Below are 12,257 nucleotides of genomic sequence, written 5' to 3' on the forward strand. Positions count from 1 at the left end.
ATGAAAATCGGCATTCTGCAAACCGGCCATTCCCCCGATGACTTCCGAAAAGAGCTTGGGGACTATGGCGAAATGTTCACCAAGCTGCTGGACGGTCACGACTTTGACTTTCAAATCTGGTCGGTCGTCGATGGCATCCTCCCCGAAGGGGTGAGTGAGGCCGATGGCTGGCTCATCACCGGCTCGAAACACGGCGCTTACGAGGATCACGACTGGATCCCCCCGTTGGAGGATTTCATCCGCGAGACCTATGCCGATGGGCGCCCGATGATTGGCGTTTGCTTTGGCCATCAGATCATTGCCCAAGCACTGGGTGGCAAGGTTGAAAAGTTCACTGGCGGCTGGTCGATTGGCCGCACGGAATACGACATGGACGGAGACAAGCTGGCGCTCAACGCATGGCATCAAGATCAGGTTGTCGAACTGCCCGAGGGTGCGAAGGTCGTCGCCTCGTCTGATTTCTGCCCCTATGCCGCGCTGGCCTATGACAACCGCATCTGGACGGTTCAGCCGCACCCCGAATTCGGGCATGACTTCATTGACGGTCTGATCAAGACCCGTGGCAAGGGCGTGGTGCCAGACCACCAGCTTGAACAGGCCACCGCCGCGCTTGGTGGCCCCATCGATAACCAAAAAATCGCGGACCAAATGGCCGCATTCTTTAAAGACAACAGGAAAGAGAGGGCCTGATGGCCGAGGATTGGACAGAAGCACTACCCGAAGCGGCGCGCGCCTATCTTGAGGGCCGGCGTCTGGACGAAGTGGAATGTATTATCCCCGACCTGCCCGGCATTGCCCGCGGCAAGGCCGTCCCGGCATCGAAATTCGCGCGGCAGGATTACTTCCACCTACCCGACAGTATCTTTTACCAGACCATCACCGGCGAATGGGGCGAAGCGGCGGGCGATGACGGGTTTATCGAAAAAGACATGATTCTGCGCCCGGATATGGACACGGCCACCGCCGCCCCATGGACCGGCGACTGGACGCTTCAGGTGATCCACGACGCTTTCGACCGCAACAATGAGCCAGTGCCCTATTCGCCGCGCAACGTCCTGAAGCGCGTGGTGCAACTCTACCGCGACAAGGGGTGGGAGCCTGTGGTGGCCCCTGAGATGGAATTCTTCCTTGTGGCGCGCAACATCGATCCGGCCAAGGAAATTCAACCGATGATGGGCCGCTCGGGCCGGCCCGCAGCGGCGCGGCAGGCCTATTCGATGACCGCCGTGGATGAGTTCGGCCCCGTCATCGACGACATCTATGACTTCGCCGAGGCGCAGGGTTTTGAGATCGACGGCATCACCCAGGAAGGCGGCGCTGGCCAACTTGAGATCAACCTCCAACACGGCGATCCGGTGCGGCTCGCCGATGAGGTCTTCTATTTCAAACGGCTGATCCGCGAAGCGGCGATGCGGCACGAGTGCTATGCCACCTTCATGGCCAAACCCATCGCCGATGAGCCGGGCAGCGCGATGCACATCCACCATTCGGTGCTGGACGTGAAAACCGGCGAAAACATCTTTGTCGACGCCGATGGGGAAGAGACTGCACCCTTCCAGCATTTCATTGCCGGGCTGCAAAACCACATGCCCTCGGCGCTGGCCGTGATCGCGCCCTACGTCAACTCCTACCGCCGCTACGTCAAAGACCACGCCGCGCCGATCAACCTTGAGTGGGGCCGCGACAACCGGACCACAGGCATCCGCGTGCCGCTCTCGGGGCCAAAATCGCGCCGGGTTGAGAACCGTCTCGCGGGGATGGATTGCAACCCCTACCTCGGCATCGCCGCCAGCCTCGCCTGCGGCTATCTGGGCCTGATCCAGCAAAAAGATCCGCTGCCCGAATTCAAGGGCGACGCCTATGTCGGCGAAGGGGACATCCCCCAAGTTCTGGGCCAAGCGCTTGATCTGTTTGAGGAAGCCACAGAGTTGCACGAGGCTTTGGGTCCGGAGTTCGCCCGCGTCTATTCCATCGTGAAACGGGCGGAATATGAGGAGTTCCTTCAGGTCATCTCGCCTTGGGAACGTGAACATCTGCTGATGAACGTCTAACGCCGGAGCCCCGATGAACCTGCTCTACGCCAACGACACGCCCGGCCAGTATCCCACCAGCTGGTATGCCGCCACCGCCACGAAACACGCGGCCTACCCGCCGCTTCAGGGCGATACGAAGGCCGATGTCTGTGTCGTTGGCGCGGGCTATACCGGCCTATCGGCTGCGCTGCATCTGGCCGAGGCGGGCTATAACGTGGTGCTCTTGGATGCGCAGCGCGTAGGTTTTGGCGCCTCAGGCCGCAACGGGGGGCAGTTGGGGTCGGGCCAACGTGTTGAGCAGGACGGTCTGGAAAGGATGCTGGGCCAAGAGCATGCCAGCAAGCTCTGGGAGATGGGACAAGAGGCCAAAAACCTCGTCAAATCACTGATCGCAAAACATGAGATCGACTGCCACCTGAAACCCGGCGTGGCATGGACCGGATCAACCACCTCTGATGTGCGGCATCTACATGACTATGCGGAACATCTGCAAAAGCACTATGGTTATGATGAGATTGAGGTGTTGGATCACGCCGCGCTGCAATCGGTTTGCCCCTCGCCCGACTACAAGGGCGGCGTGCTCGACATGGGTGCGGCGCATCTACATCCGCTGAACTACGCGCTTGGCCTCGCCCGCGCCGCCGCAGCGGCAGGCGTGCGTATCCATGAGACGAGTCCGGCCGAGAATATCGTCGAAGGCAGCAAAGCCATCGTGCAGACCGCCACCGGCAGCGTCTCTGCCGACCATGTGGTGCTGGCCTGCAATGGCTATCTGGGCAATTTGAATGGTGAAGTGGCGGCTAGGGTCATGCCGATCAACAACTTCATTGCCGCAACAGAACCCTTGGGAGACCGGGTGAAAGACGTGCTGCCGCGTGATGTGGCCGTGGCCGACAGCCGATTTGTCGTGAACTACTTCCGCCTGTCGAATGACGGTCGGCTGCTTTTTGGTGGCGGCGAAAGCTATGGCTACCGCTTTCCGCAAGACATCGCCGCCAAGGTGCGCAAACCGATGTCGCAGGTCTTTCCGCAATTGAAGGATGTGAAGATTGACTATGCTTGGGGCGGCACCCTTGGCATTACCATGAAACGCCTGCCCTATGTCGCGCGGCTTGCGCCCAATATCCTCTCGGCCTCGGGCTACTCTGGCCACGGCGTCGGTACGGCGACCCACGCGGGCTATCTGATGGCCAAGGCGATCGAAGGCAATGCCGATGGGTTCGACACGATGGCCGCGATCCCGACGCAGGCTTTCCCCGGCGGCGCGTCGCTGCGCAGCCCGCTTCTGGTGCTAGCCATGCTTTGGTACGCGACGCGGGATCGGCTCGGGCTTTAATTTAGGCTTTAGGCCTATCGCAGGCGAGTGCGGTTTGGAGCTGGCCGGGGAGATGTGGGGGCCCTGCCCCCATCGCGCCGGGGGCGCGATTCACCCGCGGGTATTGGAGAAAGGATGAAGAGAAAGAGGGGGTGACCAGTTGTGGGGCATCCCCCTTGGTTTGCGCGGTGGATTGTTTTACTATTCTGGAAATCATTATTCAGGATTTTGAAATATGACTTTGCCCGACATGCACCGCGCCGAACCGATCCCTGCCGAAGCGGAGGCCGCCATTGCGGAGCTTTTGCAAAGTGGCGATCTTTTTCGCTACACCGCTGCCAAGGACGCGCCTGTTTCCCTGCTTGAGGTCGAATTCGCGCGGATGATGGGCAGCAAATATGCGCTGGCCGTTTCTTCATGCTCTGCCGCGCTGTTTCTGTCCTTGCTCGCCTTGGACCTGCCGAAAGAGGCGTCGGTGCTGATCCCCGGGTTTACTTTCGCCGCCGTGCCCTCTGCGGTGATCCACGCAGGCTGCAAACCGGTGCTTTGTGAAGTGGGCGAGAATTACCGCGTCGATTTGGAGGATTTCGCCGCCAAACTGCCGAGCGTTCAGGCCGTGATCATCAGCCATATGCGGGGGCATACCTCGGATATGGATGCGATCATGGGGCTTTGCGAGGCCGCTGGCGTGCCGGTGATCGAAGACGCCGCCCACTCGCTGGGCACGCTCTGGCGGGGACGGAAGATCGGGACCATTGGCAAGGTCGGCTGTTTTTCCTTCCAGTCCTACAAGATGATCAATGCGGGCGAAGGCGGCATCCTGATCACCGATGACGCCGATCTGGTGGCGCGGGCCATCATCATGTCGGGCGCTTATGAGCATAACTGGAAGAAACATGCCGCCCTACAGGACAGCTTTGCCAAGTGGCAGAACCGGCTGCCGCTTTACAATTTGCGCATGTCGAACCTCTCGGCCGCGATTATTCGCCCGCAGCTGCCGCATCTGCTGCGCCGCGTGGCTGACGGTTTACGCAACCACGATCACATGGCCGCCCGGCTGGCGGCCTCGCCCCTGATCGACGTGCCCAGCCCCCTCCCCGGAGAGACGCGCGCCCCGGATTCGATCCAATTCAATCTGGTCGGCCTTTCCGACGCAAAGGTCCGTGCCTTTGCTGAAACGGCAGAGACGGCAGGCGTCAAAGTACAGGTCTTTGGCCAGAGCACCGACAACGCCCGCGCCTTCTGGAACTGGCAATTCATCGAAGACCTACCCGACCTTCCCCGCACACGTGCCATGTTAATGCGTGCATGTGATGTGCGCCTGCCGGTGCAATTGACCCTAACTGAGATCGATGCGGTGGCGAATGTGATCCTTAGGGCATTGGCTGATGTCGCCGACGCGCGGGCGGCGTAAGCCCTAAACGAAAATGAGGGAGCACATGGGCTCCCTCATATCAATCTCACTGATGGCAAATTCAGTTCATCTTTGACAATTTATCCTGCAACTCCGCCAACTGCTTTTTGATCGCATCCAGATCATCGCCCTGTTCCGCCTGTTGGTTCGGCGGCTCTGGGGCGGTGGATTTGGCCCAGCCGCCGGTCATTGCTTTCATGAAGGCTTCTTGCTGCGCCTGCATCGCCTCCATGCCGGGCATCTTGGCCATTGGGTTCATCGCACTCATGTTTTCGACAACCTTGCTTTGCCCATCGCGCAGCATGTCGAAAGAGGCTTGCAAGAACTGCGGCACAACCGAAACATTGCCCGACATATAGCTGCGGACCAGATCGGTCAGCACATCGACAGGCAAGACGGCTTCGCCGCGACTTTCGTGTTCAGCGATGATCTGCAATAGATACTGCCGGGTCAGGTCATCACCAGATTTCAGGTCGACAATCTGAACTTCCCGGCCATCACGGATGAAACCGGCGATGTCTTCTAATGTGACATAATCGCTGGTCTCGGTGTTGTAGAGCCTGCGGCTGGCATAGCGCTTTATCAGCAAGGGCTTTGGTTTCTCCGCCATGATATTCCTCCCGGCCAGTGGTGCTGCATTGCAGCTTAGGACAGGGATCGGCAAATAGAAAGGGCGCATAACAAAAGGGGCAGACCCGGCAAGGCCCGCCCCTTTTCTATCTCTATGCGTCGCGGCAGGACCGCCAAACGGCTTACTTCGTGGCAGGTTTCTGCGCTGCGGTCTGAACTTTTTCAGCTGTCTTAGTCGCTGTTGCAGTCGCTTCGTTCTGCAGGTCTTTGCCAGCCGACATCATCAGCTCAACAGTTTCCATCTGAACTTTCTTCGCAACTTCGGCAAAGGCGGCCATATGCTCGGCTGCGGCTTCGGCGGAAGCGGATGCAAACTCGGTCATCGCTTTGGCGTAGTCTGTCGGCTCGGTCTTCGCTGCGGTCATCGCGGTCAGGCGGGTCAGCGTGTCTTTGGTCCAAGCGGTGGAGATGTCAGCGGATTTGTCGGCCGCCTCAAACGCAACGCCGGACAGTTTCTCGTTAAGAGTTGCTGTGTTCTTGAACGCGTCTTTCATGGCGGAGTTATCCATAGGGAAAGCGCCCAGAACGTCTTTGAACATCGCGGTCATATCAGGTGTATTGGTCATTGCTCTATCCTTTTAAACTGCATTTGCAGGGGAGCGGGAGAAGGCCCACTCAATTCGCGTCTGACCCCTACATAGATGCCGCAGCGCAGCATTTCAAGTTTTTTCTGCATTGCAGCATTAGCAATCGAGCGCTGCCAGATTACGTTACGTAATCAATCGTTTGCCTTGCGGGCCACATAATCACCCGGCGCATCGGCAAGGGTTTCACGCCCGCCGTCTCCCGGGAAACGCGCGGGAATCATCTTGCCTGCGCGTTTGGCCAGCCACTTGCCCCAACGTGGCCACCAAGAGCCTTCGTGGAACTTTGCCGCCTCGCGCCATGCCGCAAAGTCCTGCCCCAGATCGCCGTTAACATAGTGGCCGTATTTGTTGCGGCTGGGTGGGTTCACGATCCCCGCGATATGGCCGGACTGCGCCATGATAAAGGTTTTGTCCTCGGACCCCATCCGCTGCACTCCGCGATAGCAATCTTTCCACGGCGCGATATGGTCGGTTTCACAGGCAATCGCGCAAAGCGGTACGTCGATATCATCCAGCGTGAGCCGCTCTCCCAGCAGTTTGAAACCGCCCTCGGCCAATTCATTACGCTGACACAACCCGCGCAGATATTGCATCGCCATCTGCCCCGGCAGGTTGGCCCCGTCCCCGTTCCAGTAGAGCAGATCAAAGGCCGGAGGGGTTTCTCCCATCATATAGCTGCGCACGGCGGGGCCGTAGACCAGATCATTCGAGCGTAAGAAGGAAAAGGTGCGCGCCATGACCACCGATGGTAGAATGCCCTTATCCGCCGTCTCGGCCTCGATCCCGTCGATAAAGTCATTGGTAAGGAAGGGCTGAAACTCCCCCTGATCCGAAAAATCAGTAAGCGCAGTAAAGAAGGTCGCCGATTTGACTGACGGGTCGCCGCGCTTCTTCAGGAGCGACAGGGTCAGAGCGAGCGTGGTCCCGGCAATACAATAGCCAACGACATTCACGCGCTTTTCTTCGGTGATCGCCTTCACCTCTTCTATGGCAGTAAGGTAGCCCTCTTCGACGTAATCTTCCATCCCGATCTGCGCATAGCTGGCATCGGGGTTGACCCACGACACCACAAAAAGCGTATAGCCCTGATCGACCAACCATTTCACAAGGCTGTTTTGGGCCTTGAGGTCGAGGATGTAGAATTTGTTGATCCAAGGCGGGAAGATCAGTAGCGGGGTTTTGTGCACCTCTTCGGTGCTGGGCGTGTATTGGATCAACTCGAACATGCGGTTGCGAAACACCACCTTGCCCGGCGTGGTGGCGATGTTACGGCCCAACTCAAACGCGCTATCATCGGCGAGTTTCACGACCAACTCGCCGTTGTTCGCCTCTAGATCAGCGATCAAATTCTCAAGCCCCTTCACAAGGCTTTCGCCCTCGGTCTCAACCGCGCGCTCCAACACGTCAGGGTTGGTGGCAAGGAAATTGGTCGGCGACATCATCGCGATGATCTGCTGGCTGAAATAGACCAGCCGTTTCTTTTCCGCAGGATCCATGTCTTGGGCGTCTTCGACGGCTTGGCGCAGCGCCTCGGCGTTGATCAGATACTGCTGTTTGATAAAGCTGAAATAGGGATGGGTCTGCCAAAGCGGATTGGCAAAGCGTTTGTCGGGCACGCTGTCATCCGCCACTGGGGCCACCGCACCGCTGGCGAGCGCCTGCTGCGCCTCGACGAAATGGGTGACCGATTTGGTCCAATAGCCCATTTGATGCTCCATCAAACGTGCCGGATTGGTCATCGCTTCGGCCCAATAGGACTGCGCGGCCTTCGCAAAAAGCTGTTGATTAGGCGCGTCCAGTGCGGGCTGGTGCCCCTCGCGAGAGGCCATCACGCGGGTCAGACGTTCGGTTAACGCCTCAACTTTCTTAAGGTTTTGGGCCATCCGCGACAGTGCTGCGGGTGCCGATGGGTCTGAACTTTCGGATTCTGTTGTCATCTTAACCCTTACCTCCTATCTTCGCAGGTGCAGCATAAAGGAGCCCCCACATGCGCTACATGGCCACCTACGACATGATGGAGTCCATCCGGAACACCAATCAATGGCTCGGCGCCTCTGCCCTCGCCATGGCATCCTACCCGGCTTTCTCTCTGTTTCCAAACCCTGCGATGGAATGGTTGGCGGCATGGGGCGAGGTGACGGAACGGAGCTTTGCCCGCATGGTGGTGAAGCCCGATTGGAACATTCCCCCGGTGGTCGGCGCCAAGGGCCAAGACTGTCTGGTCAGCATCGAGCCCGTGATGGAGCGCGCCTTTGGCGATCTGCTGAAGTTTACTGTGCAGGGCCGCGAAGAGACGGGCCGCAAGGTTCTTTTGGTCGCGCCGATGTCGGGTCATTATGCTACGCTCCTTCGGTCCACCGTGATCTCCTTGCTGCCTGATTGCGACGTCTATGTGACAGACTGGCATAACGCGCGCGATATTCCAGTTAGTGCGGGCAAGTTCGACATCGAGGATTATACGCTCTACCTCGTTGATTTCATGCATCACCTTGGCCCCGACACCCATGTGATCGCGGTCTGCCAGCCTGCGCCTTTGACCCTCGCCGCCACCGCCTATCTGGCCGAGGAAGCGCCCGAAGCACAGCCGCGCACGCTGACATTGATCGGCGGTCCGATTGACCCCGATGCCAAACCCACCGATGTGACCGACTTTGGCCACAGCGTGACCATGGGCCAGCTTGAGCAGATGATGATTCAGCAGGTCGGGTTCAAATATGCGGGCGTGGGCCGCAAGGTTTATCCGGGGCTGTTGCAACTGGCGTCTTTCATCTCGATGAACAATGACACCCACCGCGATGCGTTCACCAATCAGATCACCCGCGTGGCGCAAAAAGCGGCGCATGAGCATGATAAACACAACAAGTTCTACGACGAATACCTCGCCGTGATGGACATGCCGGCGGAGTTTTATCTGTCGACCGTGCAGCGCGTGTTTAAGGAACGTGAGATCGCGCGGAATGTCTTTACCGTGGCGGGCCGTCAGGTCGATATTGGAAAGATCACAACTGTCGCGGTCAAAACGGTTGAGGGCAGCAAGGATGACATCTCGGCCCCCGGCCAGTGCATTGCGGCCCTTGATCTGCTGACCGGCCTGCCAGATTCCAAAAAGGCGAGCCATCTCGAAGAAGGCGCGGGCCACTACGGGATTTTCGCGGGCAAGAGCTGGCGCAACAACATCCGGCCCTTGGTGCTGGACTTTATCGATGCCAACAATGGCACGCCTGAGCGGCAAAAGCCCCAAGCAAAAAGGCCCGAGAAGGCTGAGCGCAACAAGTCGAAAGCGCCAACAAAACCAGCAGCGGCCTAATCCGCTGCCCCATTACAGCGCCAGAGGTTGCTGCATCCAGTCGCGCAGCGCGGCGGTTGTGGCCTCTGGTTGCTCAAGACTGGGCATATGGCCTGCATCCTCCAGCACTGTTAGCTTGGCATAAGGGATCATTTCGGCCATGAAAGCATGACGTTTAACCGGGCAAAGCGCGTCATGTTCGCCGCAAAGCACCAGCGCTGGCACTCTGCATTTGCGCAGCACTGCTTGTTGGTCTCGGCGGCGTTGTAGCGCACGGGATTGGCGCACAAAAACATCGCCGCCCAGCGTCTCGGCCATTTCCATCGCACGTGTCAGCACTTCGGCACGCCCAACGCCGGGCGCAAGAAAGCCCGACGCCATACGCGACTGCATCGCCTCTCGCAGTTTGCCTGACTGTGCCATAACGATCTGCGGCTCACGGTCGGCTGCAATCGCCGGAAGTTCGGCCAATACATGAGTGGCCAGCAAGGCGATGCGGCTGATGCGATCGGGGGCCCGGCGCAGCAGTTCCAGCGCCACAACGCCGCCCATTCCCTGCCCCACCAACGCGAAACGCTGCGGCAGTTGATCCAAAAGACCTGAGGCGATCTCTTCTATCCGTTCCCCTTGGGTGATCGGGGCCAGCACTACCGTCGATCGGGGCGAAAGCGCCTCGATCTGCGGGGCAAATGCACGGGCGTCACACATCATACCGGGCAATAGAACGAGCGGCTCAGCCATGCCCGGCTCCCCGGTCAGTTATGCAGTTGAAATGACGTGGTTTCATGCCGTTCCCCTTGGGTTTGGCTGCCTCATAGCATGGGTATTTTGGGGTGGCATCGGGGCGCAGGGTGCATCGGCGGTTCCATGCCCGCCCACGCATACCGCGTTCGACCTTATTGGGCCGACACCTCTTTGATCGCCTGCACAATCAACGCCAGACAATGCGTATCTGAAAAGCGGTGGTCGGCGTCTTTGACCAATGTCAGGTGCATATCGGGGCTTTGGGCATGCTCTAACAACCGAACGGCCGTTGCCGTGCTGACGGCGGTATCTGCGGTACCTTGTAGCAGTCGCACGGGAAACGGCAGTGTCAGAGGGTCACGCAGCACCAGCCGATTGCGTCCATCTTCAATCATGCGTCGGGTGATGACATAGGGCTCCATATAGTCCGACGGCAATTCGACCTGCCCAACCTCCGCCAGTGTCTGTTTCTGCGCTTCGGTGAAATTTGCCCAATAGCCGTCTTCGGTAAAGTCAGGTGCAGCCGCGATGCCCACCAGCCCGGCAATACGCTCAGGCCGCTGCCGGGCCAGCAACAGCGCCTGCCAGCCGCCCATAGACGACCCCACGACGACCAGCGGCCCCTCCGTCAACGCGCCCACAGCGGCCAGCGTGTCTTCGTGCCAATCGCCGATGCAGCCTTCAGCAAAGTTGCCTGAGGATTCACCGTGGCCCGAATAGTCGAACCGCAGAAACGCACGCCCCTCGGCCCGCGCCCAGTCTTCGAGATAGACCGCCTTGGTCCCCATCATGTCGGACTTCAGCCCGCCGAGGAAAACAACGCAGGGCCCCGCCCCTTCGGTCTTGTGATAGGCGATGCGCCGCCCTTCTGGGGTGTCGATGAATTTGCTGTCTGACATGCTGCCTCCGTCTTTGGCGCAATCATGGGCATCGGCGCGGTTGAGGGCAAGTCAGTCCTCAGCCAGATGCTCCACCTCGGGCAGCCAATGGGCGAGAACCGCCGCTGCAACGGCCATCGCAGCGAACAACATCAGCGTCGCCTGCGGCCCGATCAACGCGGCCCCACCGCCCAGCACCCCCGCCAGCAGCAACAGAACCCCGATCACCGTATTACTAACGGCAGCATAGGCCGCGCGGCTGTCTTTGGGTGCCATATCAACCAGATAGGTCGACCGTCCCTGCCGCACTCCGTGATAGGCAATCATCAGGATAAAGAGCACGGCAGGCATCGCCCAGACCGCCTGCGCCATGCCAAGAAACCACAGCAGCACCGCCAGCGCGATCGCCACCGCGCCCACGATTCCTGTCAGCATCAGCACCCGGCGGCTCGATAAATCCGACAGCCGCCCCCAGACGTAGGAACTGACCAAAGACGCCAGTGCCGAGGCCAAAACCAAAGCGCCCAGTTGGCCCAACTGCCCGCTCTCTGATGAGCCCGCGAGCACCACCAAATAGGGCGGCGCCAGCGCGGTAGAGACCAAGAGCCCGCGCACCAGAATGAAAAGCCACAGATCGCGGTTGCCGCGCAGCAGCTTGAAATCCACGCCATCGGCCTCTTCGGTCTCGCTCGGCGTTTCCATGATTGTCGAGAACAACAGCGCCGCGCCGATCCATAGGGCCGCCGCCAGCGCGATTGCCGCGACGACGACGCCCCGGCTCTGAAACAGGCCAGACATCAGCAGCCCCGCAAAGATCACCACTCCGACCGAGGAGGCAGACCCCGCCAGACCGGTCACCGATCCGCGCCGCGTCTTTCCCACGGTCTTGCCAAGGATGTCCTTAAACGAGACCGAACAGGCAGCTCGGCACACAGCCAGCAGCGCCAAGGCCGCGCAAACCGCATAGCCCGCTGCGGCCCCCTCAAGACTGAGCGCTGCAAGCACGATCAACGCCGCCGCCACCCCCTGCCCGACCGAGCCCACGACCCACGCCCATTTGCGCCGCGCCATCCGTTCGACCACTCCTGCCAGCGCGATCTGCGGCAACAGCGACCCGGCCTCGCGGATCGGCACCAGGGCACCCGCGAAAATCGCAGGCGCGCCAAGGGCGCTCAGCAGCCAAGCCAACACCAGCTTTGGGTCGATTAACCCGTCCGCGACCTTGGTCATCGACAGCGACACGATATGGCGCAGCCCATTGAGCGCCTCGGCCTGCTGTGCGCTGTCGTCCAACCCCGGTGCCGGGTCATCTGCCCCCGAAATCGTCTCAAAAGCGCGCTGCGCCGTGTCGTCTTGCATCTGGCCGGTCC

The 12,257-nt window shown here is 59.8% G+C and carries 11 protein-coding genes; 5 read left to right on the plus strand and 6 right to left on the minus strand.

Features of this window, described 5'->3' with window-relative positions; translation table 11 throughout:
* The 4 genes from ACSQ16_RS14700 (at window position 1) to ACSQ16_RS14715 (ending at window position 4,762) form a co-directional block, all read left to right on the plus strand.
* The gene (locus tag ACSQ16_RS14700) at window positions 1-690 is read left to right on the plus strand and encodes a type 1 glutamine amidotransferase (RefSeq protein ID WP_243262587.1); all 690 of its coding nucleotides are present in this window, start codon (window positions 1-3) and stop codon (window positions 688-690) included.
* Window positions 690-2,051 carry a glutamine synthetase family protein gene (locus tag ACSQ16_RS14705; protein WP_243262586.1) on the plus strand — a complete coding sequence of 454 codons (1,362 nt, stop codon included), beginning with the start codon at window positions 690-692 and terminating at the stop codon, window positions 2,049-2,051. Before ACSQ16_RS14700 ends, ACSQ16_RS14705 begins: the two co-directional genes overlap by 1 nt.
* A gap of 13 nt (window positions 2,052-2,064) precedes the next feature.
* Complete coding sequence (locus ACSQ16_RS14710) at window positions 2,065-3,369, plus strand: NAD(P)/FAD-dependent oxidoreductase (RefSeq protein ID WP_243262585.1); 1,305 nt, start codon at window positions 2,065-2,067, stop codon at window positions 3,367-3,369.
* Window positions 3,370-3,583: 214 nt separating this feature from the next.
* A complete protein-coding gene (locus ACSQ16_RS14715) occupies window positions 3,584-4,762 on the plus strand; it encodes a DegT/DnrJ/EryC1/StrS family aminotransferase (protein WP_243262584.1) in 1,179 nt (392 codons plus the stop codon).
* 61 nt (window positions 4,763-4,823) lie between these two features.
* On the opposite strand, the gene phaR is transcribed toward ACSQ16_RS14715, so the two are convergent.
* The 3 genes from phaR to ACSQ16_RS14730 all read right to left on the minus strand — a co-directional run bounded on the left by phaR (window position 4,824) and on the right by ACSQ16_RS14730 (window position 7,916).
* Window positions 4,824-5,372: a polyhydroxyalkanoate synthesis repressor PhaR gene (gene phaR, locus ACSQ16_RS14720; RefSeq protein WP_243262583.1), complete on the minus strand. Its 549-nt coding sequence runs from the start codon at window positions 5,370-5,372 to the stop codon at window positions 4,824-4,826.
* 142 nt (window positions 5,373-5,514) lie between these two features.
* Window positions 5,515-5,958 carry a phasin family protein gene (locus ACSQ16_RS14725; RefSeq protein WP_093926762.1) on the minus strand — a complete coding sequence of 148 codons (444 nt, stop codon included), beginning with the start codon at window positions 5,956-5,958 and terminating at the stop codon, window positions 5,515-5,517.
* A 152-nt stretch (window positions 5,959-6,110) separates the two neighbouring features.
* Window positions 6,111-7,916: a PHA/PHB synthase family protein gene (locus ACSQ16_RS14730; protein WP_243262582.1), complete on the minus strand. Its 1,806-nt coding sequence runs from the start codon at window positions 7,914-7,916 to the stop codon at window positions 6,111-6,113.
* 50 nt (window positions 7,917-7,966) lie between these two features.
* Between ACSQ16_RS14730 and phaZ the strand changes: the two genes are divergently transcribed.
* A complete protein-coding gene (gene phaZ, locus ACSQ16_RS14735) occupies window positions 7,967-9,286 on the plus strand; it encodes a polyhydroxyalkanoate depolymerase (RefSeq protein WP_243262581.1) in 1,320 nt (439 codons plus the stop codon).
* 12 nt (window positions 9,287-9,298) lie between these two features.
* Here the strand turns inward: phaZ and ACSQ16_RS14740 are convergent, their stop codons facing one another.
* The 3 genes from ACSQ16_RS14740 to ACSQ16_RS14750 all read right to left on the minus strand — a co-directional run bounded on the left by ACSQ16_RS14740 (window position 9,299) and on the right by ACSQ16_RS14750 (window position 12,246).
* Window positions 9,299-10,006: an alpha/beta fold hydrolase gene (locus tag ACSQ16_RS14740; protein ID WP_093926764.1), complete on the minus strand. Its 708-nt coding sequence runs from the start codon at window positions 10,004-10,006 to the stop codon at window positions 9,299-9,301.
* A gap of 155 nt (window positions 10,007-10,161) precedes the next feature.
* Window positions 10,162-10,908, minus strand: a complete 747-nt coding sequence (locus tag ACSQ16_RS14745) for an alpha/beta hydrolase (protein WP_243262580.1) — start codon at window positions 10,906-10,908, stop codon at window positions 10,162-10,164.
* Between the two features lie 51 nt (window positions 10,909-10,959).
* Complete coding sequence (locus ACSQ16_RS14750; protein ID WP_243262579.1) at window positions 10,960-12,246, minus strand: MFS transporter; 1,287 nt, start codon at window positions 12,244-12,246, stop codon at window positions 10,960-10,962.
* Window positions 12,247-12,257 lie beyond the last annotated feature (11 nt).

It is taken from the genome of Sulfitobacter sp. SH24, from assembly GCF_965641895.1.
Taxonomy (GTDB): domain Bacteria; phylum Pseudomonadota; class Alphaproteobacteria; order Rhodobacterales; family Rhodobacteraceae; genus Sulfitobacter; species Sulfitobacter dubius.